Genomic DNA, 17,005 nt, shown 5'->3' with positions numbered 1-17,005 from the left:
GGTGGACTCCACCGAGCTTCGCATTGCCGCCATTGTGCCGTGCCACAACGAAGAGGCCGCGGTGGCGAAGGTTGTCACCGACCTCAAGGCCGCCGTACCCGGAATCGTCGTATACGTCTACGACAACCGGAGCACCGACGCCACCGCCGAGCGAGCGCGGGCAGCCGGGGCGATCGTGCGCACCGAATACCGCAAGGGCAAGGGCAATGTGGTGCGGCGCGCGTTCGCCGATATCGAGGCCGATATCTATCTGATGATCGACGGCGACGACACCTACGACGCGTCGGCCGCGCCGCAGATGATCGACACGCTGCTCGCGGGCCCGTACGACCACGTGCTGGGCGTGCGCCGCGAGATCGAGGGCGAATCCGCGTACCGGGCCGGGCACGAGACCGGCAACAAGGTGCTGAACGGCGTGGTGGGCAAGGTGTTCGGCGAGAACGTCGAGGACATGCTGTCCGGCTACCGGGTGTTCTCGCGCCGGTTCGTGAAGAGCTTCCCGGCGGTGTCACGCGAATTCGAGATCGAGACCGAGCTGACCGTGCATTCGCAGCATCTGCGGGTGCCGCAGACGGCCGTGCCGGTCGGTTTCCGGGATCGGCCGGAGGGCAGCGAATCCAAGCTGCGCACCTATCACGACGGCTTCAAGATCCTGAACCTGATCGTCGGACTGGCCCGGCACGAGCGGCCGGTCGCCTTCTACGGGCTGTTCGGCACGCTGCTGTGGCTGATCTCGATCATCCTCATCACGCCGATCGTGGTCGAGTTCTACCGAATTCACGAGGTGCCGCGCTTCCCGACGTTATTCCTCGGGTTCACGCTCATGCTGCTGGGCAGCCTCGCCTGGACCGCCGGGCTCATCCTGGACGGCATCCGCCGCTCCCGGCACGAGGCCGCGCGACTGATCTACCTGCGCTACTCCGCCGTCGGCGCGGAGGAATCCGCACACGAAGCGGCGAACGGGTCGCGTCGATGACGGTTCGGAGCGAGCGTCCAGCAGAATCGGACATCGTGGTCACCGAAGCGAGCGAGAACGACAGCACCGAAACGCAGCCGGACGCGGCCGCCACCGCGAACGGTTCGGTCGAGACGACTGTCGCGCAGCCGAAGAAGATCGCGGCCGCACAACCGGACACCAAGGCCGAGCCCGGCGGACTGCGCGGCGCGGTGATCCGGCTGGAGCGCCGATTCGGGTCGGCGGCGCTGGTTTTCGTGCTGCTCGCCGGCGTGTTCGGCGCGATCTTCTCGGTGGTGACGCCGCCGTTCTGGGGCCACGACGAGATCACTCAGTTCGGGCGGGCCTACCAGGTCGCGCACGGCGGCTTCACGCCGGAGAAGATTCCGGACGATCGCGGACCGGCGTGGGGCGGCTACCTGCCCGCCAGCATCGACGCGCTCATGACGCACGCGTTCGAGGACTACAACAACAACACCGACGAACCCGATCCGATGGTGGCCGATCGCGGCGCCTACGACCGGCTCGGCGCCGCCGCGGTGGGCGGTCCGGAGAAGAAGGTCTGGTTCACCAATACCGCCGCCTACTCCCCCGTCCCGTATCTGCCGCAGGCCGCGGGCATCCGGATCGCCGAGGCCCTCGACCTGAGTGTCGGCGGCACGGTGCTCGCCACCCGCTGGGCCGGACTGCTCGCCTACCTGGCCATTGTCGGGTTCGCGGTGCGGATGCTGCGCGGGCATCGGATCCAGTGGCTGGCGCTGACCGTCGCGGTGCTGCCGATCGCGGTGTTCCAGGCCGGGACCGTGACCGCGGATACCGTGACCAACGCACTGGCGCTGCTGGTTTCGGCGGTCATCGTGAAGGCGCTGTTCCTCGGTGACCGGCTGTCCAAACCGGAAACCGTTGCGGCGCTTGCGGCCACGATTCTGCTGCCGGTGTGCAAGCCGACCTATGTGCTGCTGGCCATGCTCACCGTGCTGATTCCGGCGCGGCGCTTCGGCTTCGGCAATGCGGAGCGACCGGCGGCCTGGCAGCGGGCGCTGCCGTGGCTGTGCGCGGTGATCGGCGGCGTGTCCTTCGCGCTGTGGATGCGCATCGCCGCCCCGACCGGTGACGGCATGAGCCTGATGCGGCCGCAGAAGCAGTGGGGCACGGTCAAACCCGGCGAGCAACTGAAGGAGATCCTGTCGGATCCGATCCAGTTCCTGAGCACGTTCGGCGACAGCATCGCGCGCCGGGATCAGCGCTGGTTCACCCAGTTCTTCGGGGAGCTCGGCTTCGCGTACGTGGACGTCCCGGCCATCACGATCCTGGCGAGCCTGCTGGCCTTCGCGGTGAGCCTCGGCATCGCGGACCGGCTGACCGGTGCGCGCGGCGCGACGAATGTCCGCACGGCACTGGTGGCGCTGACCATCGCGGCCAGCGTGGCCATGATCTACGTGACGCTGTACATGTCCTTCACACCGGTCGGCTACTACATCATCGACGGGGTGCAGGGCCGGTACTTCGTGCCGCTGGCGCTGCTGGCGCTGACGGTGATCCTGCGCTGGATGCCCTTGCGGCTCACCGACGCCCGCGGCCGCACGCCCTCGCGCGGCCCGGCGCTGACGGTCATCGCAGCGACGTCGATCGCACTGCTGGCGGCGGTCATCAAGTACGCCACCATCGTCTGGGGCTGACGACCCTTCGTCAGCCCGGCGCGGGATGACGAAGGGTTACCATGCGGCGTGGGGAGACTTTCGACCGTTCGGTCCAAATGGCGTGGCCTTTCTCGATGGTGGCGCGCCGCAATCGTTTTGCTGGTTGTTGTCTGCGTGCTGCTGACACCGGTGGGTGTGGCCGCGATCTATCTGTTGCGACTGAATGCCGGTGAGCCGGCGGCGGATGCGCGCACGCGCGGGCGGGACGCCATCTGGCTGGGGCACGCGTGGGTGGACGGCCGGAAGTCCGACGCCGATATCGCCCAGCTGGGAGTTCTGCTGTCCGGCACGGGGATCAAGGATCTGTATGTGCACACCGGGCCGCTGGAGTTCGACGGGTCGCTGCGCGAATCGCTGTATCCGAATGCGCGCTGGTTCGTGGAGGCCGTGCACAGGACATTGCCCGGAATTCGCGTGCAGTCCTGGCTCGGGCAGGTGCTGGCACCGGAATTCGATCCCGGACTGGATGTGGAGGATGCGGCGACTCGGGATCGCGTAGTCGCATCCGCCGCGAAGGTGCTCGAACTCGGTTTCGATGGAATCCATTTCGATGTGGAACCGGTGCGCTCGGATCCGGCCGGATTTCTGACTTTGCTCGAGCGCACCCGCGAACTCACGCGGTCTCAGGGCCGACTGCTGTCGGTGTCCGCACCGGTCATCGACCCGCTGCCCGGTCTGCATTCGGTCGGCCTGGCCCTGGTCGATCACGGAAAATGGTGGTCGCAAAGCTATTTCGCGGAGGTGGCGCGCCGGTCGGATCAAGTCGCGGTGATGTCCTACGACACGGCTATGCCGACGAAGGCCCTGTACGGCGGATACGTGGCGCAGCAAACCCGGCTGGCCTTGGAGGTCACGCCGGATTCGGTGGATCTGCTCATGGGCGCGCCCGCGTTCTGGGCCGATGACGCAGGCCATCACGGTGCGGCCGAAACGGTGTCGGCCGCACTGCGCGGAATACGATTGGGATTGGGCCGCACCGATCCACAGCGGCAAACATTCGGCGTCGCACTGTATGTGGATTTCGCGGCCACACCGCAGGATTGGGCGGACTTCCGCCGGGATTGGAGCTAGAGCACCTTTTCGCCGGCGGCGGCGTACGCGGTTTCGGTGGCGGCTTTCTGTGGCCGCCACCAGGATTCGTTCTCGCGATACCAGTCGACGGTGGCGTCGAGGCCCTTGCGGAAGTCCCGGTATTCCGGTTCCCAGCCGAGTTCGGTGCGCAGCAGCGAGGAATCGATGGCGTAGCGCAGATCGTGGCCGGGACGGTCGGTGACGTGGTCGAAGTCGTGCGGGTCGCGGCCGAAGGCTTCCAGGATCAGCTGCACCACGGACTTGTTGTCGCGTTCGCCGTCGGCGCCGATGAGATAGGTCTGCCCGATTCGCCCGCGCTGCAGGATTTCCCAGACCGCGCTGTTGTGGTCGTCCACGTGAATCCAGTCCCGGACCTGGTGCCCGGCGCCGTAGAGCCGCGGGCGCACACCGTCGATGAGATTGGTGATCTGGCGCGGAATGAATTTCTCCACATGCTGATACGGGCCATAGTTGTTGCTGCAGTTGGAGATCGTGGCCTGCACGCCGAAGGACCGCACCCACGCCCGCACCAGCATGTCGCTGGACGCCTTGCTGGCGGAATAGGGACTGGACGGGTTGTAGGGCGTGTTCTCGGAAAACGCCGCGGGGTCGTCGAGTTCCAGATCGCCGTACACCTCGTCGGTGGAGATGTGGTGATACCGCACCTGATGCTTGCGCACCGCCTGGAGCAGCGAATAGGTGCCGACGATATTGGTCTGGATGAACGGCCACGGGTCGGCGAGGGAATTGTCGTTGTGCGATTCGGCGGCGAAATGCACCACCGCGTCCACACCGCCCACCAGCCGGTCCACCAGCGCGCTGTCGGCGATGTCGCCGTGCACGAACTCGATCTGCCCGGCGATGGGAGCCAGGGAGGCCCGGTTTCCGGCATAGGTCAGTTTGTCCAGCACGGTGACATGCACGCCGGAACGCCGGGTCACGGTCTGGTGGACGAAGTTCGCGCCGATGAAGCCGGCGCCGCCGGTTACGAGCAGTCGCACATCGGAAACACTACGTCGCGGGGCGGATGGGCGTGCGCACGGGCTCGCGGGTTACGCGCATTACACCGTGCGCCGGGCGCGAGTGCGCGGATTCGGACACGGCGTGGAAACAATAATTCGTCCCTGGAATGACCGGCTTCTTTCCGAATGTCGCAATTTCGCCGTCGCTCCGAGACTTTCGGGCCGGATTCGTTGCGAATTATCACGTTCTTGTTGTGACCTTCATCACAAAGCGGCCACTTGGTGACGCGGCAGGCGTTCCATCGCACCGTTGAAAACCCCACTTACGCAGTGCATTTCCGAAAGCCTCCGAACCGCGTGATCACGACGGTGAACAGAATTTGAACGAACGGTCACAACGGGTTCACCGCTCGTTAGCTGTCCTCGATTTCGATTCCTCGTGTCCCCCCGAGCTCTTCGATGAGGTTTCACCAAATGCTGATGAGGAAATTCGCCGCCACCTCGGCGCTCGTGATCGCTGCCATGGGCATCACCGCCGGCACCGTCAACGCGGCCCCGGCTGCCGAGCCCGCCGCCAACGACGCGATCAACTACTCCGCCACCACCACCGAGACCAACACCGTCATCCGCACCGATGCCGGTTCCATGGTCGTCGAGGACGGCGTCTTCAAGATCAAGGCTGCCAATGGCACCACGGTCGCTGGCACGGAGCTCAAGTTCCGCGTGGACGACTTCGAATTCCCGATCGCCGCGGACATTGCGGGCAACACCGCCACGCTGACCCCCGAGTTCAACGTCGAGCACGCGGTCTACAAGCCGGTCGCGCTGCCCTACGAGGACCAGGCCCCCTGGAAGAACGACTACGAGCGTGAGCAGGCCGCCTTCAACCGCCTGAAGGACACCATCGGCATGGGCGCCACCATCGGCACCCTGGTCGGCGGCATCGGCGGCGCGGCCCTGGGTTGCGTGCTCGGCGGCATCGCCGGCGCCACCATCGCCTCGGCCACCATCGTCGGCCTGTTCGGCCCCTTCGTTCCCGCCGCGGTCGTCGGCTGCATCGCCGGCATGGGCGCGGTCGGCTTCCTGGGCACCCTGGCCGGTCAGCTGTTCATCACCGCTCCGGTCGCCATCCTGGCCGCCGTGCAGTACTTCACCACGGTCAACTCCGGTATGACCCCCGGCAAGAAGTAATTCCGGCCGCGAAAGCACGCAGAACCCCCGCCCGGACCACCCGGGCGGGGGTTCTGCCGTTTCGGCACAGGGCTTTACGCGGTGCGCGCCTCCTGCGCGATATCCATACAGCCCCGCACGAACTGCGCCACGTGCGCGAGCGCGGCCCGGCTCTCCGGCATGCCCGGGAAGATGGCCATGAACGCGTGCACCTGACCGCGCCAGATCTCCAGCGTCGCAGGCACTCCCGAGGCGGCCAGCCGCTGCGCCATGATCTCGCTGTCGCGGCGCAGCACCTCGTCCTCGGCGATGATGAGCAGCGTCGGCGGCAGCCCGGCCAGGGCGGCGTTCACCGGCGACATCTCCGGCTCCAGCCGACCATTGCGCGCGGCGCCGAGCTTCACCACCGATTCCAAGGCGGACAGGGGGATCAGCGCGTCGCGGTGGTAGTTCGGGTGGGCGCGCTTCTCGGTGCAGTCCAGATCCAGTGCCGGGCACAGGCCGACCAGTCCGGCGGGCACCGGCAGTCCGGCGTCGCGGGCGCGCAGGGCGGTCGCGAAAGTCATGTAGCCGCCGGCGGAATCGCCCGCGAAGACGATGCGGGAGGCGGGTACGCCGTGCTGTAGCAGCCAGCGATAGGCGGTGAGGCAGTCGTCCACGCCGCCGGCGATATCGGTCTGCGGCAGCTGCCGGTATTCGACGCTGACCACCGGCAGTCCGGTGCGCCGGGCGATGGCGGCCACCACCGGCCGGTGCGTGTCCAGCCCGCAGAGGAAGAAGCCGCCGCCGTGCATGTACATGACCGCGCCGTCGTTCAGCGAGCTGCGGGCTCCGGCGGGGCGCACGATCTCCATGCGGAAGCCGTTGAGCTGCACCTGTTCCCGTTCCACCCCGCTGGGCGCGGGCCGCAGTTTGGCCAGGTTGTTGATGACGGGTCCGGCGATGGCCATGGAGATGGCGTTGACGGGGACGAGTTCGCCCATGGGCCGAATCATGGTGCGGCAGGCCATGGCCAGCGCGCGGGCGTAGGCGCTGATGCCCTGGGGGTTCTCGACCGGGTGGTCGTCGGGGATGCGCGCCGCGAGGGCGTACGCGCTGGGTGAGGCGCTGCCGGCGGCCTGAACCACCCTGGAGCTGACCGGAATTCCGTTGCCGTGGACCACCATCGCGCACCTACTTCGTTGTTGGCGCACCGAGCCGTTCGTCCGGGACGAGCTGGCTCGCTACCCGGCGCGCGAGAGTCGGCGCTGACATCTCACATAGTGTCGTTTCAGAACACCATGAGAACGTGACCTACGCAACACTTTCTGCCCCGTGGCTCCGATAGTGAAACAGCCGTAATCGATTCGCCGTCGAGTCGGCACCTGGCCGCGCCCGTGCGCGACCGAACTGGCAGACTGCTGTGACATGCGTGGAATCATCCTGGCCGGGGGCACCGGGTCGCGTCTGCACCCGATCACGCGCGGGGTGAGCAAACAGCTGGTCCCGGTCTACGACAAGCCGATGGTGTACTACCCGCTGTCCACCCTCATGCTGGCGGGCATCCGCGACATCCTGGTCATCACCACGCCCGAGGATTCCGACGCGTTCCGGCGACTGCTCGGCGACGGCTCCCGGCTCGGCCTGAACCTGAGCTACATCGTGCAGCCCGAACCCGACGGCCTGGCGCGCGCGTTCGTGCTCGGCGCGGACCACATCGGCACCGACAGCGCGGCACTCGTGCTGGGCGACAACATCTTCCACGGCCCCGGCCTGGGCCAGAACCTGCACCGCTACGAGAACCTGGACGGCGGCGCGGTCTTCGCCTACCGGGTCTCCGACCCCACCGCGTACGGCGTGGTCGAATTCGCCGACGGCAAGGCCATTTCCATCGAGGAGAAGCCGAAGGCCCCGCGCTCCAACTACGCCATCCCGGGGCTGTACTTCTACGACAACGACGTCGTCGAGATCGCCCGCGAGCTGAAGCCCTCCGCGCGCGGCGAATACGAGATCACCGACATCAATCGCGCCTACCTGGAACAGAACCGGTTGAGCGTCGAGGTGCTGGCCCGCGGCACCGCCTGGCTGGACACCGGCACCTTCGACTCGCTGCTGGACGCCGCCAACTACGTGCGCACCATCGAACAGCGTCAGGGCCTCAAGATCGGGGTACCCGAGGAGGTGGCCTGGCGGATGGGTTTCATCGACGACGACCAGCTGCGCGAACTGGCCGAACCGCTGGTCCGCTCGGGCTACGGCACCTACCTGCTCGGTTTGCTCGAGCACGGGCGAACCTGGGAGTAGACGCATGCAGATTCGTGAACTGGCCGTACCCGGGGCCTGGGAATTCACCCCGCGCCTGCACGGCGACGACCGCGGCATCTTCTTCGAGTCCTTCAAGGCCTCGGAATTCGAGAAGGCCGTGGGCCGCCCCTTCGACCTGCTCCAGGTGAACATCTCCACCTCGGCGGCGGGTGTGCTGCGCGGCATCCACTACACCGAAACCCCGCCCGGCCAAGCCAAATACGTGACCTGCGTGCGCGGCGCCTTCCTCGACGTGGTCGTGGACCTGCGCCGGGACTCCCCCACCTTCGGGCGGTGGGACGCCGTGGTCATCGACGATGTGGAGCGCCGCTCGGTGTTCCTGTCCGAGGGGCTCGGGCACGCGCTGCTGTCGCTGGAGGACAACTCCACCGTCAACTACCTGTGCTCGCTCGAGTACTCCCCCGAATTCGACCGGGATCTGGACGCTTTCGACCCGGAACTGGGCATCGAATGGCCGACGGTGGGCCGCAACGGCGAACCGCTCACCTTCATCCGGTCCGCCAAGGACGCCGCCGCGCCGCGCTTGGCCGACCTCTAGCTTCTCCGGCCCGCGGGGGCGCGGCTCGCATACTGGCTGTATGGCCAAACGAGTTCGCCCACCGGATGCGCTCGGCATCGACATCACCGGCCGGATTCCCGGGCTGGGCACCACCGTCGTCGGACCGGACGAGGCGGAGTGGCGGCCCGCGCCCGGCGCGCCGGAGCGGTCGTTCGAGATGGCTCCGCTGATCGGCTCGTACCTGCGGCCGGAGTTCTACGCCTGCTACGCGCGCTGGTATCCGGGCTGGATGAGTGCGCCGCACACCTACGAGGTGGATCGATTCGCGGTGGTGTCGTCCGGCGTGTGGACGGTCGGCGCGGGCGCGGAAATCGATCTCGCACAGACCATTCCGATGCGGGCGGGCGAGTTCTCGGTGCGCCGCGCCGGAACTCCGCACTACGACGGGGCACTGCCCGAAGCCACCGAACCAGCGGTGTTCGTCCTGTTCGGAATGGGTCCGGCCGTGCCGGCACTGGCCGATTCGAGCGATTCGATCTACGTCAGGTTATGACAAAGCCCTGGGGCGCACCGACCGACTCGGTGCGCCCCAGGGCTTTTCGGAGAAACCGTCGCGCCGGGCCAGGATGAGGGAGCAGGCCCGGCGCGGACGGTCGTGGTGCTAACCGACCAGTTCGACCTCCAGCTCACGCTTCTCGGCCGCGGCGCGACGGGTGCGCTTGGGCAGGAACACACTCAGGGCGACCAGCGCGCCGACGATGGCGACTCCGGCAGCGAACTCCAGGCCCGGACGGTAGGTGTCCAGCATGGCCTGCGGGCTCGCGTCGGTGTGCACGCCGGAGGTGACGATGGCGGTGGTCACCGCGAGCACGATGGCCGCGCCGACCTGCATGGCGGTCTGCAGCACGCCGGCCGCCAGACCCTGCTCGTCGTCGTCGATACCGCTGGTGGCCTGAATATTGATGGCCGGGAAGCCGACCCAGCCGATGCCGACCAGCAGCACGGCGGGCAGCAGCACGGTCAGGTAGTCCGGTGCGGTGTCGATGCGCAGGTACAGCAGGTAGCCGATGCCCATGATCACCATGGTGATCGCGATGATCGGCCCGGTGCCGAAGCGGTCGACCAGCTTGTCGGAGACGAAGGCGGAGGCGACCACCAGCAGACCCACCGGCAGCAGGGCCAGGGCCAGCTTCAGCGGCGACCAACCCAGGGTGTCCTGCAGGTACAGCGTGGTGATGAACTGCCAGCTGAAGTACGAGCCGCCGACCGCGATGATGGCCAGGCTGGCGCGAACCAGCGTGCCCTTCTTCAGGATTCCGAGCCGGATGAGCGGGTAGCGCACGCGCTTCTCGACCGCGACGAAGGCCGCGAACAGGGCGACGACCGCCACGAACGAACCCAGGGTGCGGGCCGAGGTCCAGCCCACCTCGGGTGCGGTGACCACGGTGTAGACCAGCAGCAGCATGCCCGCGGTGGACAGCAGCGCGCCGAACAGGTCGTGGCCGCCCTCCTCGGCCGGCTTGTCCTTGGGCACCAGGTAGAAGGCGGCGACCAGGGCGGCCAGCGCGATCGGGACCGGGAGCAGGAAGGTCCAGCGCCAGCCGAGACCGGTCATGAGGCCGCCGAAGAGCAGGCCCATGGAGTAACCACCGGCGCCGAACACGGTGTAGATGGACAGCGCCTTGTTGCGCGCCGGTCCCTCGGCGAAGTTGGTGGTGATGATGGACAGGCCGGTCGGCGCGGTGAAGGCGGCGGCCAGGCCCTTGATGAAGCGGGTCAGGATGAGCAGCGGCCCGGAGCTGACCAGCGCGCCCGCCAGCGAGGCGAGGGCGAAGACCGCGAGGGCGATGAGGAAGACCTTGCGGCGTCCGAGCAGGTCGGCGGTGCGTCCGCCCAGCAGCAGCAGGCCGCCGTAGCCGAGGACGTATCCGCTGACCAGCCACTGCAGGGTGGAGGTCTCCAGGTTGAGTTCGGAACCGATGGACGGCAGCGCCACGCCGATCATCGAGACGTCGAGGCCGTCGAGGAAGAGCACGATGCAGAGCGTGATGAGCATGCCCCACAACCGGATCGGCCACTGCGAGGAATCAGCCGCGGCGGAACCCAGTGAGGAGCGGAGGGTCTCGGTGGAAGTCACGAGATCGGACAGTACATGCACACGCATCAAATGCACAAGCATTAAATGCGTTTGCATAGTTTGACGGCACCGACTAGGATCTGGTCATGCCGAAGCCGACAACGTCTGTCGAGCAGCCGACGGATCCCCGCACGGGAGCCCCCGGACTGGTCGCCGAATGGCGCGATCTGCTGGCCCGGCACGCGACGACCTCCTGCGCCCTCGAGAAGGAACTGCAAGGCCGCCACCACATCGGGCTCAGCGAATTCGAAACTCTCGACCGCCTCATCGACGCGGGCTGCGAGAGCTACAAGATGAGCGATCTGGCCAACGACATCTACCTCAGTCAGAGCGCGCTCTCCCGCGCGGTCGCCAGACTGGAACGCGACGGACTGGTCAGCCGGACACTCTGCACCGAGGACCGGCGCGCGATCTTCGTCTGCCTCACCGACAAGGGGCGCGAAGTGTACGAGCAGGCCGCGCCGACGCACCGCGCGGTGCTGGAGCAGTCACTCGGCTGAAACGACCTGTGCCCCAGCGCTGTTCGCACCGGGGCACAGTGATTTCAACGCTCAGATCGAGTCGCGGATGGTCTCGATGGTGGGCAGCGCGTCCACCGCGAGCTTGGCCGTGGCCGCGAACGCCTCCCGGTAGCGCTCCACGTCGTGCTCCTTGTCGAGATAGGCCGCGCCGGTGAGGGATTCCACGTACACGACCGGAGGCTCGGTCGGATCGCCTGCCGCGGACGGGAATTCGAGCAGCACGAAGCGCCCGGCATCCATGGCGTGGTGGTAGCCGCACTCGGCGGGCACCACGCGCAGCCGCACATTCGGCAGTTCCGCGAGTTTGCGCAACCGGTCCAGCTGGCCGGCCGTCACCTCCTCGCCGCCGATGCGATGCCACAGCACGGCTTCGGAGATCACCAGATCCAATTGCAGCGGGTTCTCGGCGCGCGTGATCAGCTCCTGCCGGGCCGTGCGGACGCGCACCCGGCGGTCCATCTGCTCCGGCGAGATGCCCGGGTAGGCGACCGCGAGCACCGCGCGCATGTACGCCTCGGTCTGCAAAAGCCCTGGTATCAGCTCGTTCTCGTAACTGGTGAGCTTGGCCGCGGCCTCCTCCAGGCCGATATAGACCTCGTAGCCCTCGTCGATGACGTCGCTGTACTCGGTCCACCAGCCGCGCGCCTTGGTTTCCCGGGCCAGGGCGGTGAGCGGTTCGATGGCGTCCTCGGGAGCCCCGTAGATCCGGCACATGGCTTCGACATCCAGGCTGCGCAGCGAGGTCTGGCCGGTCTCGATGCGCCAGATCTTGGCCTCGGACCATTCCAGCCGTTGTGCGGCCACCCGGGTCGTCATCCGGGCGCGATTACGCAGATCGCGCAGGTGACGGCCGAGTTGTCGGCGCGGCATGGTGGAACCGGTAATCCCCTGCGGTAAAGCCATTCAATCCCCCTTGTGTGTGCGATCGCATTGTTGCACAGGCGGTCTCGTGATTCCATGGACACGCGTCGGGGTGCGCCGGATATGATCTTTCCTTTGCCGGCCCTTATTTCCGTGCCGGACGCCTGCGATAGCGCCAGAACTGCACGGAGCGAACATCTTCCGAGAGCTGGCTCACCGGTTCGGCCACATCCGAGAGGGCCTGGAAAAGGTCGTCACCCATTTCCGAAATATGTTCCACACGGGTGGCCAGCCGGGACGCGTTGAGCACGAACTCCAGCAGCAGGCGCACCGTGGCCGCGATCGTCAAACCCAGTGGAACGGCCAGCAGTACGGCGAACAGCACCGCCAGCACGCCCGAAATCCGCCACAGCAGCACCGTCGCCGAGATCGGCACCGCGAAAGCGGCTACCAGGCCCAGGATGTAGGTCAGCGGCAGCAGCGTGCGGGTGGCGGCGCGCTGGAACTGCACATCCAGCAGCGCACGGGCCGCGTCGGCCGCCCAGGAGCCGAAAGCGCTTGGGCTGGCGAAGGGTTCGACCGGTGGCTCGGGTTCCGCAGCCTCCTCGGCAACCCGTCTCGACATGCGCCGCGTGGCGGCGTCTTTGAAAGCGGCCCAGCGGCCTTCGGTCTCGAGCTCCTCGAACTCCTCGAGTTCGGGTGCACTGCTGCCCGATTGATCGGACATGGCGACGATCTCCTCTCCCCGCAGACCTTTTCGGCATGCGAAGTGTCACCGGTGCCGCACCCGTGGGCACAGGGGACCGGGGTGTGTTCTAGAACACTTCCCCGCTGACGCGTTACGAACCACCGCATCCCGCGCGATACCCAGCTTGACGGCGTCGTCGCAGGCAGAACGGCCGGCGCGCGAGTGTCACAGATGCGCCGCCGGCACTGCTGGGTCAGCTACAACGACGAACGGTCTCTTTTGTGGGCACAAACAGCTGACACGGGAAAAAGAACCTGTAACGGATCGGACGTCAGGTTCCGATACCCCGCACAGAGCAGGATCTAGATCTACCGGGGAATGGAGAAACCAGTGCGTACGACGTTTTCGTCTTCCGTCAGCGCGGCTGCGCAGGAGTACATGCAGCGCGGATGGACGGTCGCCGAAACGGCCAACGGGATCTGCCTGATCACCGATGGGGACATCGCGGGCATCGAGGTCACCGGCGACACCGCCGCCTTCGTGCGCCGCTTCCTGCGGGCCAACGACCTCACCGGGCCCGTCATCGAGATCCCGGGCGCCGAGCGCCGCGAGATCCACCTGGTCACCGGCGTCCGCAAGGCCGCCATGGCGATCGAGGCGCTGCGCGCCTCCGGCGTGATCGTGCACGCCGACGGCGCCGGCATCCCGCTGCCGCCGAGCCGCGTCGCCACCGGGCCCGAGGGTCACGCCTCCTGGGCCGTCGCGCCGCACGAAGCCCGCTGGGTGCCGCCGGTGGTGGCGATCTCCGCCGCTGTCCGCGCCGCCGCCAAGGGCGTGCCGGTGAAGGCGCGCATGGCTTCCTGACTGCTCGAGTCCTGAGACCGCGAAACCGCGGGTGCTTCCCCGGCACCCGCGGTTTCGCCGTATCTGGGTGAAAACGTTGCAAAATAATCGGCACTGGACATAACGCCAGCCCACTCCAGGAATCCTCAGGGGCTTCGCCCCCGAACCCCCAGGGGCAGAGGGAGACTCACTCCCGAGACCCTCAGGGGCTCCGCCCCCGAACCCCCGATCAAACGCGCGACCTCACTCCCCGACGCCCTCAGGGGCTCCGCCCCCGAACCCCCGAGCAAGCGCGCGACCGCCGACGGCGACGATTGTCCACAGGCGGGTGATGTCGGGGCGGGCGCCTCATTCCCCGAGCCTCGGAGGCTCTGCCGCCGAGCGCCGCGGAGGGCGGGCTCACACTGCCTGGACGCGCCTGAGCGGCGGGACGTATTTCGTCCCGCCGCTCAGTTTTTTGCTGTCAGGCTGCGCCGTTGCGCTCGGTGAGGGCAGCTATGCGGCGGGAGAGTTCCTCGGTGTTGCGGAGGACTCGGAGGGGGCGTGAATTGTGGTGTGTGGCGGGGACTCTGGGGCGGGTGGGATTGCCGGAGGGGCGGAGTGGGATCGGGTGGGTGTCGAGGATGAGAGCGCGGGCGGCGCGACGATTGGCTACCCCGAGTTTGCGGAGGATGGCGGAGACGTGGTGGTCCACTGTGCGGACCGAAACCACCAGGTAATCCGCTATTTCCGCGTTGGTGAGGCCGGCGCAGACCAGATCCAGGACGTCCTGTTGGCGGGTGGTGAGGTGGTGGGGGTTGGCGACCGGAGCCGGTGGGGGTGTGTCGGCGACGCGGACGAACAGGCCGGGTTCGCCGGCGATGGTCAGGGCGACCACCGAGCCGGTGCCGGCGGCTACGTCCTCCCAGGCTTCGCGCAGTGCGTCGAGGGCTTGTGTTCGATCCAGAAACCGCATGTCGCAAGCCTGCTCGGGAATCGGTTCGAGGTCTGTCCGCACGGGAACGCGGGGTGTGTCGGCTTGCCGACACAGACGGTTAACGCGGCACGTGACGGGCCGATGATGGCTTCCTGTTTCGCCTTTCGAGGCGGCGGGCGATTATGGGGTATGACCCCCGTCACGGATAGCAGCCGGACCCTGCTGCGCACCTGCCCGCTCTGCGAGGCGGTCTGCGGACTCGAAGTCACCCTGGACAGTGCCGATCACATCACCGCCATACGTGGTGATCAGGCCGATCCGTTCAGTCGCGGATTCCTCTGCCCGAAGGGGGCGACGCTCGGGCATCTCGACGAGGATCCGGACCGGCTGACCGCGCCCATGGTGCGGGATCGGGCCACCGATTCCTGGCGGGCCGTGAGCTGGGACGAGGCGTTCGGGATCATTCGGGAGCGGCTGCCGGAGATCACCCGCGCGCACGGGAATCAGGCCGTGGGGTTGTATCTGGGAAATCCGAACGCGCACACGGTGGCCGGGGCGCTGTATGTGCCGCTGCTGATCCGCGCGCTGGCCACGCGGAACCTGTATTCGGCGAGCACGGCGGATCAGATGCCCAAGCAGGTGTCGAGCGGGCTCATGTTCGGCGATCCGCTCACCGTGGCGGTGCCGGATCTGGATCGCACCGACTACCTGCTCATGCTGGGCGCGAACCCGCTCGAATCCAATGGATCGCTGTGCACCGCACCGGATTTCCCGGGACGGTTGAAGGCGTTGAAGCAGCGCGGCGGGCGGTTCGTGGTGGTGGATCCGCGGCGCACGCGCACGGCGAAGCTCGCGGACGAGCATCTGTTCGTCCGGCCGGGCAGCGACGCGTACCTGCTGTTCGGGATCGTGCACACGCTGTTCGCGGAGAACCTCACCGATGTGCGCGTCGAGGTCGAGGGTCTCGACGAAGTGCGCGCCGCCGCAGCCGAATTCACGCCCGAGACGGTGGCCGCGCGGACGGGGGTCCCGGCGGAGACCGTGATGCGGCTGGCCCGCGAACTCGCGGCCGCGCCCACCGCCGCGGTCTACGCGCGAATCGGCACGTGCACAGCCGAATTCGGCACGCTCACGCAGTGGCTGGTGGATGTGATCAATGTGCTCACCGGCAATCTCGACTCGCCCGGCGGAGCCATGTTCCCCACCGGCGCGGCGCTGGGGATCGTGCGCAGCCGGCCCTTCCGCACCGGCCGCTGGGCCAGCCGGGTGCGCGGATTGCCCGAGGCCATGGGCGAATTCCCGGTCGCGACGCTCGCCGACGAGATCAGCACGCCCGGTGACGGCCAGATCCGCGCCATGGTGACCGTCGCCGGGAACCCGGTGCTGTCCGCACCCGGCAGCTCGCGCCTCGATGCCGCGTTCGCCGATCTGGAGTTCATGGTCAGCGTCGATCGCTATCTCAACGAGACCACCCGCCACGCCGACGTGATCCTGCCGCCGCCGCGCATCGTGCAGGCGCCGCACTACGATTTCGCGCTGCTCCAGTTCGCGGTGCACAACTACGCCCGCTACTCGCGACCGCTGGTGCCGCTGGGTGACAACCTCTCCGAGGCGGAGGTCATCGCACGGCTCGCGCTCGCGGTGAGCGGCCAGGAACCCACGCCCGGCCTGGACCCGCTGACCGTCGTCGATGAGATCGTCATCGCGGGAACGCTGCACAAGGCCGGGATGGCGGATCGCCGCACGGAGCTGCTCGGCGAGAACACCACCGAACAGCGCATCGACATGATGCTGAAGCTCGGCCCCTACGGTGAGTGGGCTGGTGGCACGCTGAATCTGCAAGTGCTGCTGGACAATCCGCACGGTATCGATCTGGGGCCATTGCAGCCGCGGCTGCCCGGGGTATTGCGGACCGCTGGCAGGAAGGTCGAGCTCGCACCCCGCCAACTGCTGGATGATGTCGCGCGGCTGCGGGCTCGGTTGCGCGCTGCCGCGCCGGAGATGGTGCTGGTGGGGCGGCGGCAGCTGCGATCCAACAACAGCTGGCTGCACAATGTGGCGCCGCTGGTGGGCGGATCGAACCGCTGCACGCTGCACATGCATCCGGATGATGTGGCGCGGTTCGGCATCGACGGGCAGGTGGTGGTGAAGTCCGCCGCCGGGACGCTGACCGTGCCGGTGGAGGCGACCGAGGACATCATGCCGGGCGTGGTGAGCCTGCCGCACGGCTGGGGGCACTCCGACAGTGCGCAGGCGGTGGCGCGCGAGCACGCGGGCGTGAACGCCAATGTGCTGACCGATGATTCGCTCGTGGACGCGCCTTCGGGCAATGCCGTGTTCAACGGTGTGCCCGTCACGCTCACGCCCGCTTGAACCTG

At 67.6% G+C, this 17,005-nt stretch carries 16 protein-coding genes; 10 read left to right on the top strand and 6 right to left on the bottom strand.

Translation table 11 applies throughout. The features are described from left to right. The first annotated feature begins 1 nt into the window (after position 1). The 3 genes from H0264_RS02155 (at position 2) to H0264_RS02145 (ending at position 3,726) form a co-directional block, all read left to right on the top strand. Positions 2-976 (top strand): glycosyltransferase, encoded by a 975-nt coding sequence (locus H0264_RS02155; RefSeq protein ID WP_181582408.1) that lies wholly within the window; start codon positions 2-4, stop codon positions 974-976. 35 nt (positions 977-1,011) lie between these two features. Then, positions 1,012-2,634: a DUF2142 domain-containing protein gene (locus H0264_RS02150; protein ID WP_231083841.1), complete on the top strand. Its 1,623-nt coding sequence runs from the start codon at positions 1,012-1,014 to the stop codon at positions 2,632-2,634. 135 nt (positions 2,635-2,769) lie between these two features. Next, on the top strand, positions 2,770-3,726 hold the full coding sequence (locus tag H0264_RS02145; RefSeq protein ID WP_231083840.1) for a glycoside hydrolase family 18 protein: 957 nt from the start codon (positions 2,770-2,772) through the stop codon (positions 3,724-3,726). Here the strand turns inward: H0264_RS02145 and rfbB are convergent. Continuing rightward, the gene (rfbB, locus tag H0264_RS02140) at positions 3,723-4,727 is read right to left on the bottom strand and encodes a dTDP-glucose 4,6-dehydratase (RefSeq protein ID WP_181582406.1); all 1,005 of its coding nucleotides are present in this window, start codon (positions 4,725-4,727) and stop codon (positions 3,723-3,725) included. The two genes, H0264_RS02145 and rfbB, sit on opposite strands and share 4 nt — an antisense overlap. A gap of 435 nt (positions 4,728-5,162) precedes the next feature. Here rfbB and H0264_RS02135 point away from each other — a divergent pair, with 435 nt between their 5' ends. Next, positions 5,163-5,879: a DUF8020 domain-containing protein gene (locus H0264_RS02135; protein WP_181582405.1), complete on the top strand. Its 717-nt coding sequence runs from the start codon at positions 5,163-5,165 to the stop codon at positions 5,877-5,879. A 74-nt stretch (positions 5,880-5,953) separates the two neighbouring features. Here the strand turns inward: H0264_RS02135 and H0264_RS02130 are convergent, their stop codons facing one another. Next, on the bottom strand, positions 5,954-7,024 hold the full coding sequence (locus tag H0264_RS02130) for an alpha/beta hydrolase (protein ID WP_181582404.1): 1,071 nt from the start codon (positions 7,022-7,024) through the stop codon (positions 5,954-5,956). 241 nt (positions 7,025-7,265) lie between these two features. Here H0264_RS02130 and rfbA point away from each other — a divergent pair, with 241 nt between their 5' ends. Genes rfbA through H0264_RS02115 form a run of 3 tightly spaced genes read left to right on the top strand, consistent with a single transcriptional unit; the run spans position 7,266 to position 9,214 of the window. Further along, a complete protein-coding gene (rfbA, locus tag H0264_RS02125) occupies positions 7,266-8,141 on the top strand; it encodes a glucose-1-phosphate thymidylyltransferase RfbA (RefSeq protein ID WP_181582403.1) in 876 nt (291 codons plus the stop codon). A gap of 4 nt (positions 8,142-8,145) precedes the next feature. Then, positions 8,146-8,700: a dTDP-4-dehydrorhamnose 3,5-epimerase family protein gene (locus tag H0264_RS02120; protein WP_181582402.1), complete on the top strand. Its 555-nt coding sequence runs from the start codon at positions 8,146-8,148 to the stop codon at positions 8,698-8,700. A gap of 40 nt (positions 8,701-8,740) precedes the next feature. Continuing rightward, complete coding sequence (locus H0264_RS02115; RefSeq protein ID WP_181582401.1) at positions 8,741-9,214, top strand: cupin domain-containing protein; 474 nt, start codon at positions 8,741-8,743, stop codon at positions 9,212-9,214. Positions 9,215-9,322: 108 nt separating this feature from the next. Here the strand turns inward: H0264_RS02115 and H0264_RS02110 are convergent, their stop codons facing one another. Next, positions 9,323-10,825: an MFS transporter gene (locus tag H0264_RS02110; RefSeq protein WP_420832030.1), complete on the bottom strand. Its 1,503-nt coding sequence runs from the start codon at positions 10,823-10,825 to the stop codon at positions 9,323-9,325. A 59-nt stretch (positions 10,826-10,884) separates the two neighbouring features. Between H0264_RS02110 and H0264_RS02105 the strand changes: the two genes are divergently transcribed. Beyond that, positions 10,885-11,298: a MarR family transcriptional regulator gene (locus tag H0264_RS02105; RefSeq protein ID WP_181582400.1), complete on the top strand. Its 414-nt coding sequence runs from the start codon at positions 10,885-10,887 to the stop codon at positions 11,296-11,298. A gap of 51 nt (positions 11,299-11,349) precedes the next feature. On the opposite strand, the gene H0264_RS02100 is transcribed toward H0264_RS02105, so the two are convergent. Continuing rightward, positions 11,350-12,222, bottom strand: coding sequence for a helix-turn-helix domain-containing protein (locus H0264_RS02100; protein WP_181582399.1), 873 nt, complete (start codon positions 12,220-12,222; stop codon positions 11,350-11,352). Between the two features lie 103 nt (positions 12,223-12,325). Beyond that, the gene (locus tag H0264_RS02095; protein ID WP_181582398.1) at positions 12,326-12,907 is read right to left on the bottom strand and encodes a DUF4282 domain-containing protein; all 582 of its coding nucleotides are present in this window, start codon (positions 12,905-12,907) and stop codon (positions 12,326-12,328) included. Positions 12,908-13,246: 339 nt separating this feature from the next. On the opposite strand from H0264_RS02095, the gene H0264_RS02090 reads away from it, so the two are divergent. After that, positions 13,247-13,732, top strand: a complete 486-nt coding sequence (locus H0264_RS02090; RefSeq protein WP_181582397.1) for a hypothetical protein — start codon at positions 13,247-13,249, stop codon at positions 13,730-13,732. A gap of 442 nt (positions 13,733-14,174) precedes the next feature. On the opposite strand, the gene H0264_RS02085 is transcribed toward H0264_RS02090, so the two are convergent. Then, positions 14,175-14,666 (bottom strand): response regulator transcription factor, encoded by a 492-nt coding sequence (locus H0264_RS02085; RefSeq protein ID WP_181582396.1) that lies wholly within the window; start codon positions 14,664-14,666, stop codon positions 14,175-14,177. A 150-nt stretch (positions 14,667-14,816) separates the two neighbouring features. On the opposite strand from H0264_RS02085, the gene H0264_RS02080 reads away from it, so the two are divergent. After that, positions 14,817-17,000 (top strand): molybdopterin-dependent oxidoreductase, encoded by a 2,184-nt coding sequence (locus H0264_RS02080; RefSeq protein ID WP_181582395.1) that lies wholly within the window; start codon positions 14,817-14,819, stop codon positions 16,998-17,000. Positions 17,001-17,005 lie beyond the last annotated feature (5 nt).

Origin of the sequence: Nocardia huaxiensis, assembly GCF_013744875.1 — a bacterium.
Taxonomy (GTDB): domain Bacteria; phylum Actinomycetota; class Actinomycetes; order Mycobacteriales; family Mycobacteriaceae; genus Nocardia; species Nocardia huaxiensis.
The sequence above is the reverse complement of the archived record's forward strand: the minus strand, read 5'-3'. Positions and strand labels throughout refer to the sequence as shown.

Coding starts and splice junctions, on each gene's coding strand:
- H0264_RS02120 (WP_181582402.1), top strand. CDS start 8,146: ATGCAGATTCGTGAACTGGCCGTACCCGGGGCCTGGGAATTCACCCCG.
- H0264_RS02110 (WP_420832030.1), bottom strand. CDS start 10,825: ATGCGTGTGCATGTACTGTCCGATCTCGTGACTTCCACCGAGACCCTC.
- rfbA (WP_181582403.1), top strand. CDS start 7,266: ATGCGTGGAATCATCCTGGCCGGGGGCACCGGGTCGCGTCTGCACCCG.
- H0264_RS02135 (WP_181582405.1), top strand. CDS start 5,163: ATGCTGATGAGGAAATTCGCCGCCACCTCGGCGCTCGTGATCGCTGCC.
- H0264_RS02095 (WP_181582398.1), bottom strand. CDS start 12,907: ATGTCCGATCAATCGGGCAGCAGTGCACCCGAACTCGAGGAGTTCGAG.
- H0264_RS02115 (WP_181582401.1), top strand. CDS start 8,741: ATGGCCAAACGAGTTCGCCCACCGGATGCGCTCGGCATCGACATCACC.
- H0264_RS02085 (WP_181582396.1), bottom strand. CDS start 14,666: ATGCGGTTTCTGGATCGAACACAAGCCCTCGACGCACTGCGCGAAGCC.
- H0264_RS02105 (WP_181582400.1), top strand. CDS start 10,885: ATGCCGAAGCCGACAACGTCTGTCGAGCAGCCGACGGATCCCCGCACG.
- H0264_RS02090 (WP_181582397.1), top strand. CDS start 13,247: ATGGAGAAACCAGTGCGTACGACGTTTTCGTCTTCCGTCAGCGCGGCT.
- H0264_RS02080 (WP_181582395.1), top strand. CDS start 14,817: ATGACCCCCGTCACGGATAGCAGCCGGACCCTGCTGCGCACCTGCCCG.
- H0264_RS02130 (WP_181582404.1), bottom strand. CDS start 7,024: ATGGTGGTCCACGGCAACGGAATTCCGGTCAGCTCCAGGGTGGTTCAG.
- H0264_RS02100 (WP_181582399.1), bottom strand. CDS start 12,222: ATGGCTTTACCGCAGGGGATTACCGGTTCCACCATGCCGCGCCGACAA.